Below are 18,569 nucleotides of genomic sequence, written 5' to 3'. Positions count from 1 at the left end.
GCACTATCAATTATTAAAATTATATAAATGAAAAAGAGTCTGCTGTCTCTCGCATTAGGAGGACTTGGAATCGGGATTACAGAATTTACCATTATGGGAATGTTACCCGACGTAGCAAGAGACCTTAGTATTTCTATACCACAGGCAGGTTATCTTATAACAGCCTATGCACTTGGAGTAGTAGTAGGAGCCCCACTTTTGGTGGTAGGAATGAATAAGTTTTCTCCTACCAAAACTTTGATTCTGTTAATGATTTTATTTACGGTATTTAATGGTTTATCTATCATAGCACCGGATTATGAACTTTTAATGGTATCAAGATTTATTTCAGGATTACCACATGGAGCATTTTTCGGAGTAGGATCTGTTGTTGCCAGCCGTTTGGCTGATAAAGGAAAAGAAGCACAGGCTGTAGCTACAATGTTTTCCGGATTAACAGTGGCTAATCTTTTAGGAGTTCCACTGGGAACTTATATAGGACATCATTTTTCATGGCGTTATACTTTCCTGCTTATTGCGATTATAGGATTACTCACAATACTGGCTCTAAAGTTATGGATGCCAAAAACAGAAGCAAGAGAAAGCAAACAAAGTCCATGGAAAGACTTCTCCATTTTCCGCAGCAGTAATGTATGGTTTATGGTACTTATATTTTCCGTTGCTCCGGGAGCACTTTTTGCTTGGATAAGCTATATAGCTCCATTAATGAGCGATGTTTCCGGAATTGCAGAGAAACATCTTCCATATATTATGGTCTTGGCCGGACTTGGAATGTTTGTAGGCAACCTTATAGGCGGAAAACTGACAGATGCCTTTTCACCTTCAGTTATTGTTATTGCAGTGCTTGTATTTCAGATTGTGTGTATGATGACTATTTATTACACAGCCGCCAAAGTCTGGGCATCACTTGTAATGACTTTCCTTACCGGAGTTACCACTTTTGCACTTGTACCTTCACTTACATTATTATTACTGAACTCAGTAAAAAGCGATGCAGAAATGCTGGTAGCATCCCTGGGACCAGCCTGTTTCAATATAGCAAATGCCTTAGGTGCTTTTCTTGGAGGCATTCCTATTGAAAAAGGTTATGGATACACTTCTCCTGTATTAGTGGGAGCAACGATGGCAGCAGCCGGAATTGTAATATCTCTGCTATATCTAAGGAAAAATAGAAAACAAAAATATGTGGCTGAATCTTGTCAGCTATCCAATTACTAATTGTCTCAAATATTTAGACTGTATACAGTATCTAAAGAAAATGAATCAGAATCAAAATAATAATTATATACTTAAAATATAAAAAATGGAATACAGAAAATTAGGAAATACAGATTTAGAATTATCAGCAATTACTTATGGAGCATTCGCTATTGGTGGTAACATGTGGGGAGGTAACGAAAAAAAAGACTCAATAGCATCTGTAAGAGCATCAATTGACAATGGTGTAACAACTTTAGATACAGCTCCTTTTTATGGTTTTGGACTTAGTGAAGAAATGATAGGTGAAGCTATTAAAGGTTATGACAGAAGCAAAATTCAGTTATTGACTAAATTCGGATTGGTATGGGATGGCAGCAATCAGGGAAAAGGAGAGTTCTTCTTCGATGCTGAAGAAGCGGGAAAAACAATTCCTGTATACAAATATGCTTCTAAAGCTAGTGTAATTAAAGAAGTAGAGGATAGTTTAAAGCGCCTGCAGACCGATTATATCGATTTGTTACAGATTCACTGGCCAGATGCTACAACTCCGATCTCAGAAACAATGGAAGCTTTAGAAATCTTATTACAACAAGGTAAAATACGTGCTGCCGGAGTCAGTAACTATAGTGTAGAACAGGTTGCAGAAGCTCGTAAAAGTCTGAATATTGCCAGCAACCAGATTGGTTACAGTATGCTGAATCGTGGTGTTGAAAATGACCTGGTACCATATACATTGGAAAATGACCTTGGAATTATTGTTTACAGTCCAATGGAAAGAGGATTGTTGACAGGGAAGTATTTTAAAGATGGTAAACTAAAAGATAATGACCACAGAAACGGTTACTTCCAACAGTTTGATCTTGAAAAAGTGAAAACATTCCTGGAAACTATTACCCCGATTGCTGAAGATAAAAATGCAACACTTTCTCAGCTGGTATTGCGTTGGACAAGTCTACAACCTGCAATTACAGTAGTCCTGGCAGGAGCAAGAAATGCTGAGCAAGCTGCAGCAAATGCTAAAGCAATGGATATTAATCTTACTGCTGAAGAATTAGCATTTATAAATACTGAACTTTCTAAAATCTAAAAAAGATGGACATAGCATATACGCTAGAACTCCGATAAAGAGAAGTATATGCTAAGTTCCTTTTATTAGAAACATAAAAATATACAAATGAAAAAAAATATAATTAGCAAATTATTGCTATCCGGAATGCTTGTATCAGGAGTTTCCGGTATATATGCTCAGAACAAAACATTAATAGATCCTAAAGATACCAGTTGGTATACTTCGCCTTATGGAAAAGGAGATGAAATAGGAGCCGCTAATCTGATGACGCCAGAATTGGTTTTACAATCAGTAAAGCTGGTGAAGAAAGGTAAAACACTTTCTTTAGCAGTTCCGGTTGACAAACATTTACCAGCTTTCCGCCACCGTAGTTTTAATCTTTATAATATTCAGCCCGGAGAGCAGGGAGGGAAGACATTGGGTACAAATAAGTTTAGCTTTAATGATGAACTTGTAAATGCCTGGACTGGTGTTGGGACACAGCTAAATGGTATTGGCCATATTGGTATTGATAACGTCTATTACAACGGAAACAAAGCGACAGACTTTGTAACCGTAGAAGGTGTTAGAAAATTGGGTGTAGAAAAAGTTCCACCAATGGTTACCCGTGCTTTAGTACTGGACATGACGGCATATTATGGAAAAGAAATTGTTCCGGGTGGGACTGAATTTACGGTAGCTGATATTCAGAATGTTCTTAAAAAAGAAGGATTAAGCCTTAGAAAAGGAGATGTTGTGTTATTTAACACCGGATGGTTGGAGCTGATCGGAAAAGATAACAATCAATTTCTGGAAACAGAACCCGGGATAGGAATGGAGGCTGCACAATGGCTGGCTGACCAAGGAATTATTGCCTTTGGAGGTGATACATGGGCATCCGAAGTTTATCCAAATCCCAAGAGTAAAGAAGAGTTTCCTATTAACCAGTTTATGCTGGCTAAAAGAGGAATTTATAATCTTGAACTAATAGATACAAGACCTTTGGTTAAGGAAAGAGTATGGGAATTTTTGTTTGTATTAGGACAACCTTTATATGTGGGGTCTACCCAGGTAAATGTTAATCCGGTTGCTATTTACTAATGAAAACTTTCTTAAATTAGGAATATAATCAAACAAATTACAGAATCACTAAAAAACAAAAACAAATGTCAAACAAACTAACAGGATTTTCACGCGCTAATCACGTTGGAATCACAGTAAGTAATCTGGAAAAATCTATTGCTTTTTATGAAGCATTAACAGGGATCAAAGTCTCCAATATCGATGAAATTGGAGGTGAAAGAATGGCTAAAACTCAAGGGTTGGAAGATACCCGGATTAAATATGCCAATCTGCATCTGGATAACCTGAACATTGATATTTTGGAGTATGTGTTGCCCGCTCCTGAAAAAACATCTTATCAGAACAATCAGATTAGTGCAATGCACTTATGTTTTGAAGTAGATGATATTGATGCTGCTATGGAACGTTTGAAAGAGATTGGTATAGAACCGGAAGGTGAACCTATAGTATTTCAGGAAGAAGATGGATTGAAATCCGGATTTGGTACTGCTGTAGCTTATTTTCGTGATCCGGACGGAACAAATTTAGAGATTATTGCTCCTCAGGGGCCGTTTAAACGTAAAAGTAACTAAAAGAACAAATCCCTCACTGAAAAGTGAGGGATTTGTTTATCTATGGAGGTTTACCAGTAAAATTTGTTATTTGAAAGCCTCTTTTAATTTTCTATGTCTGTTTCTTTTCATCGCTTCTACTTTTACATGCCTAAAAGGTTTGATGACTTTCTTTGTTGCTTTTAATGAGCGAAGGTATATACTTATTAATAATGAAATACATGCTGCTGTACCTAGTGCTCCACCAAAGCCGTTGAACTCTTTACTGATGTTGTAATAAATAATAGTGAAGACGATTGGAGCAATAAACAGATTGAAATTTTTATAGTGTTTTCTGGAAGTAATCATTCCAATGAAAGTAGATCCTATTACCAGAAAAGGAATATCCCGTGGTAAGTCATAATGCAAGAAACTTTCATTAATCTGATATATTCCGCCAATAATAAGAGCTAAAAGACTGGAAGATTTTACAGCCCCGAGTTTCAGATAGCGATTCAGATAAAAGGTAAGCCAGCTGCCTGATATAACGATAAGGATATGAAGAATAAGCAGCATTACATGAAAAATTTAAAAATAATATAAGAGTACATTACACCCATAAAAGCCAGAGTGCCCAACTTTCCGCCAATTCCATGAAAGAGGTGCTGTGTGAATGCGTAAAAAACAGCCGTGAAGAAAGTAGCGGTAAACAAGTAATAATAACCAAATTCCAGTTTACTCATTCCGACGAATGCACCACAATAAATAGCGATGGGCCAGTTTTTAGAAGATCTGAATTTCTTGATTTTCGGAAGCATACTTCCGGTAAAACCCACAAGTCCGGCTGAAAATACGGTGTTGAATCCGATATTATGCTGAAGAAAGTAAGTGGTAAAGCTGCCAGCTAAAAAGAAAAGAAAAAGCTCATAATGGAGCTCTTTCTCATGTTCTATATGTAGTCGCTGTGGCTTTCGGTATGCGAAAAACAAAATCACAGCCATCAGGATAAATACCACTACAAACCATGTATTAATATTCTTTTCTTTTACAATAGCAATGACAAAATATAATTGCGCCAGAATGAAAAGGAATAGTAAAATACGGGGTATAAGTTTGTACAAATCTTTTTTTTGCAAAATTACCACGCAAAAAACAAAAATAAAAATTTGTTACTCAGAATCTTTATGAAGCCAGATAACTTTCTGCTCCGGCTGGTGTGTCTGCCCGATAATATCGCGGTACAGACCCGGTCTCCTTGCTTTCCGGTAACGATAACCACCTGCCAATTGCAGCTTTTCTCTTGTGAGCACTGAAGAGACAAAGCTGTCTTCAAAATTTTGACATTCATTCAAAATATCGCCAAAAGGGTCAATAATCATGGAGCAGCCATTTTTAAGCTGGTCATCGTCCATGCCGATAGGATTAGAGAAAACGACATAAATTCCATTATCATAAGCACGTGCTGGAAGCCATTTCATTAACCAGTCTCTTCCTTTCATTCCGTTAAATTCTAGTCGGAGTGATGTTGGATCGCTCTCCCTGTTTTTCCATAGTTCGGGATCAACAAAACCAGCGCCTGGTCGGGATGACGGTGTACACATGGTTACATGTGGCATAAAGATAATTTCAGCACCCAGCAGGGCAGTAGCCCTTACATTTTCAATAATATTATTATCATAACAAATCAGTATGCCGCATTTCCATCCTTTTATTTCAAAAATGCAATATTCATTTCCCGGAGTCAGATAAGGATTGATAAACGGATGTAGTTTTCTGTACTTCGCTACGAGGCCGTTTTTGTCTACACATATATAAGCCTTGTGAAGATTGTCATGCTCATCTTTTTCAAAAAGGCCCGCCAGGATTACGATATTATTTTCTGCTGCTATCTGTTGTAATTTATGTATACTTTCTCCCTGAGGAATTCTTTCTGCAAGTTCCAGCATTTGTTCTTTAGTGAGCTTTCGGGCAAAGGTATAACCCGTAATAGAGCATTCGTGAAATGCAATGATATCTGATCCTTCCTTAGCCGCTTCTTTGGCTAGTTTTTCAATAACCGAAAGGTTGTACTCTTTATCACCACTTTTATGTTCAAACTGAGCTGTAGATACTTTTATTTTGTCCATTTTATCTTTGATTTAACGGGAACAAAATTATAAGCTTCTGAAATTCAGAAATTGTATAAAACCGACATTAAGGTTTATTGATATTCAGAAAATTGGTGGCTAGTTTCTGTGTTTTATCCATATATTGTTTAGGAGTGATTCCGGTATACTTTTTAAATTCACGGATCAGATGCGACTGATCGAAATAATTGGCAGTATATCCCAGGGAAGTCATGGAATCTGACTCATTTGGATGGCTTAGAAGTCTTAAAAAGCGGTGTAATCGTATAATACTAGAAAAAGCTTTTGGAGAAATACCGATATGCTCTTTGAATATTCTTTCAATATGTCGCTCCGAATAACCGGAGCGCTTTACAAGATTGCTAATAGTTCCGGAGTCTTTGTCTTTGTACAGAATATCCATAAGACTTATAGGCGTGCTAATATCTTTTGCTCTGCCGGCGGTATATGTTTTTAAAAAAAATAAATTCAGAAGTTGTATTTGCTTCTCGTAATTATTAGATTCAAATAACTCTTCGGTAAGAAAGCTAATATTCGGAAACAGATGATTTGCATCAGTAATCTGATTTTTCATTTCATATGCCGGAATACCTGTCAGCTGTTTCATGCCTAAAGGACTAAATACAACAATAATAAAAGAAAATCCGGAGTTGGTGTACAGATCCCGGAAATCACTAATCTGACCGTATAAAAAAGATCCTGGAAGCTGAGTTTTATGACTGAGATCAGTCGCCAGACTTCCCTGAAGTGAAAATACAACTCCTGTACTGCCGTCGGTAAACAAACGCAGTATTCCCGTTAACTGTTGAGTACTCTCCAGAAATAGATAGTGTCGGATAAAAGGTTGCAGGTATTGATCCGGAAGGAATTGCATAATACAAATTTAAAAAAGGAGGTATAAAAACCTCCTTTTATTATATTAATCAGACTTTAGCTTAACAAATGAGGTTTCTCATTATAGGTCTTCCAGATGAACTCACCAAATAATGTATTTGCCCAGGCAAACCATTTACGGGTAAAGTTCGTAGGATCATCTTTATGGAAAGATTCATGCATGAATCCTGTTCCACCATGTGTTTTTACGAGCATCTGAACGCATTCTCTAATCTCAGCATCGTTATTGGAAGTTAACCCTCTCATAGTAATAGCAATTGGCCAGATATAGTCGCGTCCAATGTGTGGACCGCCAATACCTTCTCCGGCTTTACCTTTGAAGAAGAATGGGTTGTCTGAGGAAAGAATATACTTTCTTGTTCTTTGGTAGACTTCATCATTTACATCTACAGCTTCAAGATACGGAAGAGCAAGTAAGCTTGGTACATTAGCATCATCCATCATCAAATAACTTCCGAAACCATCTACTTCATAAGCATATACTTTACCAAACTTAGGGTGATTTACAATTCCATGTTCTTTAACAGCTTGCTCCACTTCATCAGCTAAAGCTAAAAATTTCTGAGCCAGGTCATTTTCTTTTTTTACCTCTCTCAGTATTTCTGCAGAGTGTCTAAGGCTTACTACAGCAAAAAGGTTTGCAGGAATAAGGAATGAGAAAATAGTGGAGTCATCAGAAGGACGGAAGCTTGAACAGATAAGTCCTACCGGCTTTACTGGGTAACCGTAACCGTCAACTTGCAAAGTATCGGATCCTCTCGGCGTGGTTCTCATAAATTTATATGGACCAAGATCGTTTTTACGTTGTTGCTCAGTAAATGTTTTATAAATATTTTTTTGCGCCTGTACCCATTCATCATTAAACGGAGTAGTATCACCAGATATTTTCCAATAGTGATAGGAAAGTCTTATAGGATAACAAAGAGAATCTATTTCCCATTTACGCTCGTGGATGCCGGGCTTCATATCAGTATGATCGCTAAACCATTCTCCCTTTTTAGTTGGATCATTATAGAAGGCATTAGCATATGGATCTATATTAATACATTTACTTTGTTTACGGATAAGTCCCTGTATCAGTTCCTGAAGTTTTTTATCACCTTTCATCAGTTTCAGATATGGCCATACCTGTGCGCTACTGTCACGAAGCCACATAGCGTCGATATCTCCGGTAATAACATAAGTAAGGTTTTGCCCGTTTTCCTGATAAGGGAATACTGTTGTGTCTAATGTATTAGGGAAACAGTTATTGAACATCCATGCCAATTCCTTATTCTTCACCTTTTTACCAAAAGTATCAATAGCCTTCTCAATCGCAGGGCTTGTAAATTTTCTGCTGGCTTGTGGAGTTCTCACTACAGGGAAATCATAAAAAAAGTCAGCTGCAAGCACTGTTTTAGGTGTTAATAAACCGATACCAGCCAATGATGCATTTTTAATAAAATCTCTTCTATCCATTTAGTATTTAGTTTTTTTTATTCTGAATAACTCCAAATATACTGATTTTATTAAGAATAATTCTCTTTTAATATAATGCAGTTGTACCAATAGTAGTATAAAAATAAAACCCTCTCAAAAAGGGAACTTTATAAGTATTATAGATTTATAGGTTTACATTTTATCAGGAGTGTTAAATAAAGAAAATTCTTCGTTATTATTTATTAAAATTATATTCCATATCAAAGAAAGATTGTAAATTGGAAGAATAAAACACCGTATGATGTCTACACCTCCTACATTGTCGTTTTCTTTGCTTACAGATTATGATATTGATCTGTTCAGAAAAGGAAAACACTACCGTCTTTATGAAAAGATGGGAGCACATCTGGTGGAAGTTAACGGCTACAAAGGCGTTTATTTTGCTGTATGGGCCCCAAATGCAAAACAGGTTTCGGTTGTTGGTGATTTTAATAACTGGAAAGGAGTTATTCACGAACTGAAATACAGATGGGATGATTCCGGAATATGGGAAGGCTTTATTCCAAATATAGGCTTGGGCAATATCTATAAATATGAAATAGAAACCCATACTGGTGATGTCTTTTTGAAAGCAGACCCCTTTGGTAATATTGCCGAAATACCACCACAGACAGCATCTATAGTTTCTACTACCTGGTACGAGTGGAAAGATACAATGTGGATGGAGGAACAGCACCACAAAAATTCTTTTCAGGTTCCAATATCTATTTATGAAATTCATCTGCCTTCATGGAAGAAAGATAAAAACGGAAATGTAAATTTCAGGAGTATAGCACCAGACTTGGTTGCGTATATAAAAGAAACAGGATTTACACATGTAGAATTTATGCCGGTTACATCATATCCTTATGAACCTTCGTGGGGATATCAGGTTACAGGATATTATGCTGTAGACAGCAGGCTGGGAAGTCCACAGGATCTGATGTTTCTTATTGAGGAATTCCATCGGAATGATATAGGTGTTATTATGGACTGGGTTCCGGCTCATTTTCCTTCAGATGCTCATGGTTTATATCGTTTTGATGGTAGCTTTTTATACGAACATGAAGATGAGAGACAGGGATATCATCCGGAGTGGAATACCCGAATTTTTAATTACGGCAGAAACGAGGTAAAGTCTTTTTTGATCAGTAACGCTTTCTTCTGGTTGGAGCGTTTTCATATAGACGCCTTGCGGGTAGATGCAGTTACTTCTATGCTGTATCTGGATTATGCAAGAAAAGATGGTGAATGGATTGCCAATAAAGATGGTGGTAACATCAATCTGGAAGCATTGGAATTTCTGAAAGAATTTAATACAGCTGTAAATAAGCATTATCCGAATGTAAAAACTATTGCAGAAGAATCGACTTCCTATCCAAAACTTACACATGCTGTAAAAGATGGTGGAGTAGGTTTCGGAATGAAATGGATGATGGGCTGGATGCACGATACAATTCGATATTTTAAAAAAGATTTTTTAGTAAGACATAGTTCACATCACGATATTACTTTTAGTATATCCTATGCTTTTGATGAAAAATATGTGCTTCCTCTTTCGCATGATGAGGTTGTACATGGTAAATCTCCTATGCTTTATAAAATGTTTGGAGATGAATGGCAAAAGCATGCTAACCTAAGAGCTTTATATCTATGGATGTATACACATCCCGGAGCAAAATTACTTTTTATGGGAGACGAATTTGCACAGACTTTGGAATGGGACTTTAGTGCGTCTCTGAACTGGCATTTGCTGGAATATGAAGCTCATCATAAAATGAAAGATTTTGTAACCAGACTCAATAAAGTTTACAGAGAAGAAAAAGCATTATATGAACTAAATTATGAAAGTGCCGGTATGGAGTGGCTTCATGCAGATGATAGCAGAAACTCGGTATATGTGTATCTTAGAAAAGGTAAAAGCAGAGAAGATCAGTTATTAGTCATTTTAAATTTGTCCTCGGTTCCATATAAAAATTTCAGGATAGCTTTACCGGATATGTCAGGTTGGGAGCCTGTTGTTAATTCGGATGATAAAGAATATTGGGGGAGTGGAAAAACTATAAAGAGCTTTAAAACTAAAAATGTACCGCATTATGGAAAAGAATATTCGGCAGATATAGATTTGCCGCCATTATGCGGAATAATATTCAGAAGAAAAAAATAATAATCATTATGTACGATCAGTTAGATATCTATCACATCAGTATGGAGTGCTATCCGGTAGCCAAAGTTGGCGGACTGGCAGATGTTGTTGGTGCTTTGCCTAAGTATCAAAATATGATGGGGGCGAAGGCTAAAGTTGTGATGCCATGGTACAACAAACCATTTGTACATCAGAATAAATTTGAGATTATTTTTGAGAATACTGTGTATCTTGACGGAAATCCTTTTTATTTTGAAATACTACAAGAAGAAAGTGATATTTTGGGATTTGAACTTTATCTTGTAAAAATACATGGGCTTACGGATCGGGATGAAGTATATGGCTACAGAGATGAAAGTATGCAGTTTATTGCCTTTCAGCGGGCTGTGCTGCAATGGTTATGCTGGGAACAACGAAGACCAGATATCTTGCATTGCCATGACTATCATGCCGGGCTTATTCCCTTTTTTACAGAATACTGTCATGAATATTCATTCCTTAAGGGAGTGAAAACTATTGGAACTATACACAACGGACAATACCAGGGACATATGTCCTGGGAAATGGCTCGTTTCTTTCCGGAGTTCGACCAATGGAAATGGGGGCTTCTGGATTGGGATAAATGTATCAATCCACTTGCAGTAATGATTAAGAATACGCATGCTTTTAACGCTGTTTCCGAAGGTTATCTGGAAGAATTACTTGCAGAAGCCAACGGCCTGGATGAATTAATCCGGCAGGAAAGGGCTAAAGCGTATGGAATTATCAATGGAATTGACACTGAAGTCTGGGATCCGAAATCAGATCCGATGATGGATAATAATTATACCTTAAAAACTTTTGCAAGGAAAAGAGAGTTGAATAAGGCCAAGTTGTGTGAGACTTATGAACTGAATCCTGAGCTTCCGCTTTATGCATTCATCGGAAGGTTTGCAAAAGAAAAAGGTGCAGATGTACTTCCTGATTTAATCAGCAGATGTATATGGGAGAATGAGGGGAAACTTAATTTTATTGTTTTAGGTTCCGGAGATAAAGGGCTGGAAGACAGATTCAGATACCTGAAAAATGTGTTTTATGTAAATCTTGCAGTAGATTTAGGATATAAAGAACAATTGTCGCACCAGATTTATTCTTCTGCAGATTTTCTGTTAATGCCTTCCAGAGTAGAACCTTGCGGGCTCAATCAGATGTACTCCATGCGATATGGAACAATGCCTATCGTAAGATTAACAGGTGGATTAAAAGATACCGTAAAAGATATTGGAGATGATGGTTATGGGATAACTTTCCGTAATTTCAATATGGAAGACATGCTTCATGCCGTTAATAGATCGCTATATTTATACTATAACCTGCCTTCTGACATGAAGGATTACCAGAAGAAAATGATGAAGATTGATTTTTCATGGGAAAAATCAGCAGAAAAATATTTAAATTTATATACGGTATAATAAAAAATATACCTATTTTAAACACACTAAATAAATAAAATATTAACCATGGGAAAAAAAGTAATCTCAATTGTTTTAGGAGGGGGAAGAGGCTCCAGATTATTTCCTTTAACAGATCAAAGGTCTAAACCGGCTGTGCCGATTGCGGGAAAATACAGACTGGTTGATATTCCAATCTCCAACTGTGTAAACTCCGGATTTAATCAGATCATGGTTTTAACTCAGTTTAATTCAGCGTCTCTTAATCAGCATATAAAGAATACGTACAACTTTGATGTTTTTAGCCGAGGCTTTGTGGATATCATTGCTGCAGAGCAAAGTGTAGATAACGATAAATGGTTTCAGGGAACAGCAGATGCTGTAAGGCAGTCTATGCCGCATTTACGCAAGTATGATTACGATTACATACTGATTCTTTCCGGAGACCAGTTATACCAAATGGATTTCAGGGAAATGCTGAATTTCCATATCGAAAACGAAGGTGATATTACAATTGCAACAATACCGGTTAATGAAAAAGATGCTCCCGGATTTGGGATTTTGAAATCTGATGAACAGAATAATATTACCGCTTTTATTGAGAAGCCCGGAAAAGATATACTGCCACAATGGAGTTCGGATGTTGATGAGGTAAGTAAAGCGCAAGGGAAGAATTATCTTGCTTCCATGGGTATATACATTTTTACAAAAAGCATTTTAACCAAGATATTTGATGAAAACAAAGGGGACGACTTTGGTAAGGAAGTAATCCCGGCATCAATTGGCAATTACAATACATTAAGCTATCAATACAATGGTTATTGGACAGACATCGGGACTATAGAATCCTTCTTTGAAGCCAATATGGATCTTACACAGGATTTACCTCAGTTCAACATGTTCAGTTCTTCACCAATCTTTACAAGATCCAGAATGCTGCCGCCAACTAAGATCAACGGAAGCTATATGGAAAAAGTAGTAGTAGGGGACGGTGCTATTATTATGGGGGATCGCCTGGAAAAATGTGTCATCGGTAACCGTGCAAGAATTGGCAGAGGAAGTGTTGTTAAAAACACCTATATGATGGGAGCAGATTTCTATCAAAATGATGAAATTAATGATTTAGTACCTCTTTTCGGTGTTGGAGAAAATTGTTATATCGAAAATGCTATTATAGACAAGAACTGTATGATCGGGAATAATGTCCGGATTATCGGTGGAAAACATATGCCGGATGCCGACTATGAATCTTATTCTGTACGCGATGGTATTATTGTGATAAAAAAAGAAGCTATAATTCCTAACGGAACTATAATACAATAGGCCAGTATGAGGAAGAGTATTATCTTTGTTGCTTAATTTCAGTGAATGAAGTGGGTTAAGTTAATTATTACTTTTCTGGTACTAATATTTGGTATTTATGCGGTTTCCATGATTTTCGTGGAGAAGACAAAGAGTTTTTCTGTAAAAAAGGAAATCAATTTTCCGTTGGAAAAAGTTTTTCCTCAGTTTAACAATCTGTACAATTTCTCGCAATGGAATGAATTTATACAGGAGAATGATCATCTAGGTTTCTCTTATTATACGCCATATGACGGAGTTGGAAGCTCCATGCATTTTGTAAATAAAAGAGATTCTGCCGAAAATGGAGATGTGTTTATCCGTTATGTTATACCAAACAGAGGGATTAAATATCAGTTGTTCAAAAATAGTGACAGCAATCCTTATCTCATAGATGTTAGTTTCAAAAAGCTTGGTGCGGAAAAAACCGAAGTTACCTGGTATGTACGGACACCAGCCAGACCTTTTTTAAAACGCTCCCTTAATTTAATCTATGAAGAGAATTTCGTTTCGGGTATAGATAAGAGTATTATAGCATTGGCTAATCATCTGGGTAATAAAGTAGATCGTGAAGCTAAGCTTAATACCATAAAGTATGATACTATTGTAGAGGAAAACCACGAAGAAGCCATTCTTTTAGGGCTAAATGTAAGTGCATCTAACCGTAAAAAGGGGGATTTCTTCAATTCTGTGGTGATGAACTATAATAAACTCTACAGTTTTATGACGAAGGATCTTGGAAAGAAAAACGACGAATTTGGAGAACCACAGCTGGTAATGCGCTCCAATAATGTCAACGATAAAGAGATTTCGTACTTCTATGGAGCTACGGTTAGTAAGAAATTTGATGTCACCGATAATAATTTTAACTTCCGTGACGTTAAAGCTTCAAAGACTCTCGTTGCCTATTATAAGGGGAATTATGAGGGTAGAAAGAAGGCAATAGCCAATTTAGTTGCAGAGGCCAAGAGAAGAGAAATGTCTGTAGGTGAGCTCACTGAGGTATTTGTGGAGCCTCCTATAGAAAATCAGGACGTAATCCTGAAAATTGCTCTTCAGATTTATTAAATTGACGGATATACAAAATCAATCGGTTATATTTTATCAAATCCTTGGGCAGATTGGCTATTATTTGTAATTTTGTTGAATTATATAAAATTTTAATAGATAGAAGGTAATAATGGACAGATTTTCATTCTTAAATGCGGTACATTCTCAGTTTATAGAGGACATGTACCAGCAGTATTTGAAATATCCTGACAGTCTCGAACCATCATGGAAAGCTTTTTTTCAGGGGTTTGATTTCGCTTTGGAAAACTACAGTGATGAAGAAGCAGTACAAGAAATTAAATCTTTTGCATCACAGGCAGAGAACAGCAATGTCAATATTTCAGAAATTTCAGAAGACATTCGCAGAGAATTCAAAGTAATTAATCTTATCGAGGCATACCGTGTTCGTGGTCACCTTTTCACTAAAACCAATCCGGTTAGAGAGAGAAGACACTTCGAGCCAACCTTGGATATTGAAAATTTTGGACTTACTTCTGCTGATTTAAATAGAAAATTCAACAGCGCTACAGAAACCGGAATGCCAGGGCCTGCAACGCTTAGTGAAATCATAAGACATCTTCAGAATATCTACTGCGATTCTATCGGAGTAGAATATATGTACATTAAAAATGTTGAAGAAAGAGATTTCATTCGTCAGTGGCTTCAGGCAAATGAAAACCACGCAAAACTTTCTCCTGAAGAGAAAAAGCATGTTTTACAAAGACTTAATCAGGCAGTGGCTTTCGAGAACTACCTGCATACAAAATTCGTAGGACAGAAGCGTTTCTCATTAGAAGGTCTGGAATCTTTAATCCCTGCGTTGGATCAGGTTATTACTAAGTCTTCACAATTAGGTGTAGATGAAGTAGTATTAGGTATGGCGCACAGAGGAAGACTGAATGTATTAACAAATATTTTCCAAAAGCCTTATAAGCAAATTTTCAGTGAATTCGAAGGTAAAGAATTTGAAGAAGATGTATTCTCAGGTGATGTTAAATATCACTTAGGAGCATCTAAAGTTATTCAGACAACTGCCGGAGAAACGGTGAAAATTAATCTTACACCGAATCCTTCTCACCTGGAAACAGTTGCTTCATTAGTAGAAGGTATCAGCCGTGCTAAAGTAGACAACAGCTACAACGGAGATTATAATAAGATTTTACCAATCGTTATTCATGGTGATGCTGCAATTGCCGGACAGGGAATTGTATACGAAATTGCACAAATGATGACGCTGGACGGATACAAAACAGGAGGTACAATCCACATCGTTACCAATAACCAGGTAGGATTTACAACCAATTATTTAGATGCACGTTCATCTACTTACTGTACAGATGTAGCGAAAGTAACTGATTCTCCGGTAATGCATATTAATGCAGACGATGTAGAAGCAGTTGTTCATGCAATGCATTTTGCTGCAGATTTCCGTAACAGATTTGGTAAAGATGTTTACATCGACCTTTTAGGATACAGAAAATATGGCCACAACGAAGGTGATGAACCTAAGTTTACACAGCCTAAATTATACAACATCATTGCAAAACACCCTAACCCAAGAGAGATTTATAAAGATAAATTGATCAAGGAAGGTATTGTTTCTGACGAAGTGATGAAGCAAATGGAAGTTGAGTTCAAAAAATTATTGGATGAAAACTTCGACGAATCTAAAGAGATTAAAAAAAATACAATGGACATCTTTATGGCAGACGACTGGAAGAAATTCCCTTTCGGTTCCAGAGGATCAGTTCTTAATCCAGTAGATACTAAATTCCCGTTAGATAAACTAAAAGATTTAGCAAGACAGATTTCTACACTGCCTACAGACAAGAAATTTATCAAAAAAATCACAAGATTATTCGAGCAGAGACTTAATATGGTTGAGAACGATAATCTTGACTGGGCAATGGGAGAGCTTTTAGCTTATGCTACATTGCTAAGTGAAGAATTTGGTATCAGAATTTCTGGTGAAGATGTAGAAAGAGGTACTTTCTCTCACCGTCATGCAGTTGTAAAAACTGAAGATACGGAAGAAGAATATGTACCATTAAAATCTGTTACTACTAAAGATAATCAGTTCCAGATCTATAACTCATTACTTTCTGAGTATGCGGTTTTAGGATTCGATTACGGATATGCAATGGTGTCTCCGGATACCCTTACAATCTGGGAAGCTCAGTTTGGTGATTTCGCTAACGGAGCGCAGATTATTATCGACCAATATCTTGTAGCTGCTGAAGAAAAATGGAAACTGCAAAACGGATTGGTAATGTTATTGCCTCATGGATCTGAAGGACAGGGTGCTGAACACTCTTCTGCAAGATTAGAGCGTTTCCTTACACTTTGCGCAAACCAGAATATTATTGTGGCTAATGTTACTACACCAGCTAACTACTTCCACTTGTTGAGAAGACAAATGAAAGCTGATTTCAGAAAGCCATTAGTAGTAATGACTCCAAAATCATTATTGCGTCATCCAAGAGCTGTTTCTAAAGTTGAGGAATTGGCAAACGGAGCATTCCAGCCAATAATTGATGATGCTACTGCTAAAGCGGATAAAGTAGAAAGATTAGTATTATGTTCTGGTAAATTGTATTATGAACTATTAGCTAAAAAAGAAGAACTGAATGATGAGAAAGTTGCTTTGGTAAGACTAGAGCAGTTATATCCTCTTCAAATGGATCAGTTGGATGCTATATTCGAAAAGTATTCTAATGCTAAAGAATTCATCTGGGCACAGGAAGAGCCTGAAAACATGGGCGCATGGAGCTATATACTGAGAAACTTAAGAGACAGAAATCCTCAAGTAATTTCTCCGGTAGCAAGTGGAGCACCTGCACCAGGATCTCATAAAAAATTCGAGATCAACCAGAATGCAATTATCAATCAGGTATTCCAATGTGAAGGAACTCCTGCAAAAAGACCAGTAACAGCTTAATAATAAACTAACTACAAAAGCAGTATAGAAGAACTGCACAACAAAAAAAATTATTCCTATGTCAATATTAGAAATGAAAGTCCCTTCGCCAGGGGAATCTATAACCGAAGTAGAAATCGCAACGTGGTTGGTAAAGGATGGTGACTACGTAGAAAAAGATCAGGCTATTGCCGAAGTTGATTCAGATAAAGCAACTCTTGAATTACCGGCAGAAGCAAGTGGTATCATCACATTAAAAGCTGAAGAAGGAGATACTGTACAAGTAGGACAGGTAGTCGTATTAATCGATACTACTGCTGCAAAACCAGAAGGTGCTGCACCTGCTAAAGAAGAAGTTAAAGCTGAGGCTCCTAAAGAAGAACCAAAGAAAGAAGTAGTTGCTGAAGCTCCTAAAGCTGCACCTGCTACTTATGCTACAAATACACCATCACCTGCTGCTAAAAAAATCCTTGATGAGAAAGGTATTGAACCTGCTCAGGTAAACGGTACAGGAGTTGGAGGAAGAATTACAAAAGAAGATGCTGTTCAGGCTAAAGGAGCACCTGCATTAGGTGGTTCTAACGAAAGCGGATCCAGAGCTATGAAGATTACTAAACTGAGTATGCTTCGTAGAAAGATTGCTGCAAGATTAGTTTCTGTAAAGAATGAAACAGCAATGCTTACTACTTTCAATGAAGTGGATATGTCAGAAATTTTCAGAATCCGTAAGCAATACAAAGAAGAATTTGCTGCTAAACACGGAATCGGTTTAGGATTTATGTCTTTCTTTACTAAGGCAGTTGTAAGAGCACTTCAGATGTATCCGGATGTTAACGCATCTATCGATGGTGATCAGAAGATCAGCTACGATTTCTGTGATATTTCTATCGCTGTATCAGGACCAAAAGGTCTAATGGTACCAGTTCTTCGTAACGCAGAAAATATGTCTTTCAGAAATGTTGAAGCTGGAATTAAAGATTTAGCTATTAAAGTAAGAGACGGTAAAATTACTGTTGATGAAATGACTGGAGGTACATTTACTATTACTAATGGTGGCACTTTTGGTTCTATGCTTTCTACGCCAATTATTAACCCGCCACAAAGTGCAATCTTAGGTATGCATAATATCATCGAGCGCCCTGTAGCAGTTAACAAACAAGTAGAGATCAGACCAATGATGTATGTGGCAATGTCTTATGACCACAGAATTATTGATGGTAAAGAGTCTGTAGGCTTCTTAGTAGCGGTAAAAGAAGCGATCGACAACCCTGTAGAATTCCTAATGGGTGGAGACGAAAGAAGAGCTTTAGAGCTTTAAAATATTAAATAATTATTAAAAATATTCC

At 36.9% G+C, this 18,569-nt stretch carries 15 protein-coding genes; 10 read left to right on the top strand and 5 right to left on the bottom strand.

Features of this window, described 5'->3' with window-relative positions; translation table 11 throughout:
• Window positions 1-27 precede the first annotated feature (27 nt).
• The 4 genes from AYC65_RS08590 (at window position 28) to AYC65_RS08575 (ending at window position 3,903) form a co-directional block, all read left to right on the top strand.
• On the top strand, window positions 28-1,218 hold the full coding sequence (locus AYC65_RS08590; protein ID WP_034867414.1) for an MFS transporter: 1,191 nt from the start codon (window positions 28-30) through the stop codon (window positions 1,216-1,218).
• 85 nt (window positions 1,219-1,303) lie between these two features.
• Window positions 1,304-2,287 carry an aldo/keto reductase gene (locus AYC65_RS08585; protein WP_034867412.1) on the top strand — a complete coding sequence of 328 codons (984 nt, stop codon included), beginning with the start codon at window positions 1,304-1,306 and terminating at the stop codon, window positions 2,285-2,287.
• 87 nt (window positions 2,288-2,374) lie between these two features.
• Window positions 2,375-3,349 carry a cyclase family protein gene (locus AYC65_RS08580; protein ID WP_034867411.1) on the top strand — a complete coding sequence of 325 codons (975 nt, stop codon included), beginning with the start codon at window positions 2,375-2,377 and terminating at the stop codon, window positions 3,347-3,349.
• 65 nt (window positions 3,350-3,414) lie between these two features.
• Window positions 3,415-3,903 carry a VOC family protein gene (locus AYC65_RS08575; RefSeq protein WP_034867410.1) on the top strand — a complete coding sequence of 163 codons (489 nt, stop codon included), beginning with the start codon at window positions 3,415-3,417 and terminating at the stop codon, window positions 3,901-3,903.
• 66 nt (window positions 3,904-3,969) lie between these two features.
• Here the strand turns inward: AYC65_RS08575 and AYC65_RS08570 are convergent, their stop codons facing one another.
• From AYC65_RS08570 to AYC65_RS08550, 5 genes are all read right to left on the bottom strand, one after another.
• Window positions 3,970-4,437, bottom strand: coding sequence for a hypothetical protein (locus AYC65_RS08570; protein ID WP_034867408.1), 468 nt, complete (start codon window positions 4,435-4,437; stop codon window positions 3,970-3,972).
• Window positions 4,437-4,982: a hypothetical protein gene (locus AYC65_RS08565; RefSeq protein WP_078677856.1), complete on the bottom strand. Its 546-nt coding sequence runs from the start codon at window positions 4,980-4,982 to the stop codon at window positions 4,437-4,439. The genes AYC65_RS08570 and AYC65_RS08565 overlap by 1 nt, the downstream gene beginning before the upstream one ends.
• Window positions 4,983-5,030: 48 nt before the next feature.
• Window positions 5,031-5,987, bottom strand: coding sequence for a nitrilase family protein (locus tag AYC65_RS08560; protein WP_034867404.1), 957 nt, complete (start codon window positions 5,985-5,987; stop codon window positions 5,031-5,033).
• Window positions 5,988-6,054: 67 nt separating this feature from the next.
• Window positions 6,055-6,861 (bottom strand): helix-turn-helix transcriptional regulator, encoded by an 807-nt coding sequence (locus AYC65_RS08555; RefSeq protein ID WP_034867402.1) that lies wholly within the window; start codon window positions 6,859-6,861, stop codon window positions 6,055-6,057.
• 56 nt (window positions 6,862-6,917) lie between these two features.
• Complete coding sequence (locus AYC65_RS08550; protein ID WP_034867400.1) at window positions 6,918-8,339, bottom strand: glycoside hydrolase family 125 protein; 1,422 nt, start codon at window positions 8,337-8,339, stop codon at window positions 6,918-6,920.
• A gap of 262 nt (window positions 8,340-8,601) precedes the next feature.
• On the opposite strand from AYC65_RS08550, the gene glgB reads away from it, so the two are divergent.
• From glgB to odhB, 6 genes are all read left to right on the top strand, one after another.
• Window positions 8,602-10,506 (top strand): 1,4-alpha-glucan branching protein GlgB, encoded by a 1,905-nt coding sequence (glgB, locus tag AYC65_RS08545; RefSeq protein WP_034867398.1) that lies wholly within the window; start codon window positions 8,602-8,604, stop codon window positions 10,504-10,506.
• Between the two features lie 8 nt (window positions 10,507-10,514).
• Window positions 10,515-11,936, top strand: a complete 1,422-nt coding sequence (locus AYC65_RS08540; protein WP_034867559.1) for a glycogen synthase — start codon at window positions 10,515-10,517, stop codon at window positions 11,934-11,936.
• A gap of 48 nt (window positions 11,937-11,984) precedes the next feature.
• Window positions 11,985-13,238: a glucose-1-phosphate adenylyltransferase gene (locus AYC65_RS08535; RefSeq protein WP_034867396.1), complete on the top strand. Its 1,254-nt coding sequence runs from the start codon at window positions 11,985-11,987 to the stop codon at window positions 13,236-13,238.
• Window positions 13,239-13,283: 45 nt separating this feature from the next.
• Complete coding sequence (locus AYC65_RS08530; RefSeq protein WP_034867395.1) at window positions 13,284-14,324, top strand: SRPBCC family protein; 1,041 nt, start codon at window positions 13,284-13,286, stop codon at window positions 14,322-14,324.
• Window positions 14,325-14,436: 112 nt separating this feature from the next.
• Window positions 14,437-17,244, top strand: a complete 2,808-nt coding sequence (locus tag AYC65_RS08525) for a 2-oxoglutarate dehydrogenase E1 component (RefSeq protein ID WP_034867394.1) — start codon at window positions 14,437-14,439, stop codon at window positions 17,242-17,244.
• A 58-nt stretch (window positions 17,245-17,302) separates the two neighbouring features.
• The gene (gene odhB, locus AYC65_RS08520) at window positions 17,303-18,541 is read left to right on the top strand and encodes a 2-oxoglutarate dehydrogenase complex dihydrolipoyllysine-residue succinyltransferase (RefSeq protein WP_034867392.1); all 1,239 of its coding nucleotides are present in this window, start codon (window positions 17,303-17,305) and stop codon (window positions 18,539-18,541) included.
• Window positions 18,542-18,569 lie beyond the last annotated feature (28 nt).

The sequence above is a fragment of the Elizabethkingia bruuniana genome, assembly GCF_002024805.1.
GTDB lineage: Bacteria > Bacteroidota > Bacteroidia > Flavobacteriales > Weeksellaceae > Elizabethkingia > Elizabethkingia bruuniana.
Note: the sequence above shows the minus strand (reverse complement) of the source record. Positions and strands in the feature narration are given on the sequence as shown.

Excerpts from the sequence above, each read along its gene's own strand:
- AYC65_RS08550 (WP_034867400.1), bottom strand. The coding sequence starts at position 8,339 with ATGGATAGAAGAGATTTTATTAAAAATGCATCATTGGCTGGTATCGGT.
- AYC65_RS08530 (WP_034867395.1), top strand. The coding sequence starts at position 13,284 with ATGAAGTGGGTTAAGTTAATTATTACTTTTCTGGTACTAATATTTGGT.
- AYC65_RS08580 (WP_034867411.1), top strand. The coding sequence starts at position 2,375 with ATGAAAAAAAATATAATTAGCAAATTATTGCTATCCGGAATGCTTGTA.
- AYC65_RS08555 (WP_034867402.1), bottom strand. The coding sequence starts at position 6,861 with ATGCAATTCCTTCCGGATCAATACCTGCAACCTTTTATCCGACACTAT.
- odhB (WP_034867392.1), top strand. The coding sequence starts at position 17,303 with ATGTCAATATTAGAAATGAAAGTCCCTTCGCCAGGGGAATCTATAACC.
- AYC65_RS08570 (WP_034867408.1), bottom strand. The coding sequence starts at position 4,437 with ATGCTGCTTATTCTTCATATCCTTATCGTTATATCAGGCAGCTGGCTT.
- AYC65_RS08585 (WP_034867412.1), top strand. The coding sequence starts at position 1,304 with ATGGAATACAGAAAATTAGGAAATACAGATTTAGAATTATCAGCAATT.
- AYC65_RS08535 (WP_034867396.1), top strand. The coding sequence starts at position 11,985 with ATGGGAAAAAAAGTAATCTCAATTGTTTTAGGAGGGGGAAGAGGCTCC.
- AYC65_RS08540 (WP_034867559.1), top strand. The coding sequence starts at position 10,515 with ATGTACGATCAGTTAGATATCTATCACATCAGTATGGAGTGCTATCCG.
- AYC65_RS08560 (WP_034867404.1), bottom strand. The coding sequence starts at position 5,987 with ATGGACAAAATAAAAGTATCTACAGCTCAGTTTGAACATAAAAGTGGT.
- AYC65_RS08575 (WP_034867410.1), top strand. The coding sequence starts at position 3,415 with ATGTCAAACAAACTAACAGGATTTTCACGCGCTAATCACGTTGGAATC.
- AYC65_RS08590 (WP_034867414.1), top strand. The coding sequence starts at position 28 with ATGAAAAAGAGTCTGCTGTCTCTCGCATTAGGAGGACTTGGAATCGGG.
- glgB (WP_034867398.1), top strand. The coding sequence starts at position 8,602 with ATGTCTACACCTCCTACATTGTCGTTTTCTTTGCTTACAGATTATGAT.
- AYC65_RS08525 (WP_034867394.1), top strand. The coding sequence starts at position 14,437 with ATGGACAGATTTTCATTCTTAAATGCGGTACATTCTCAGTTTATAGAG.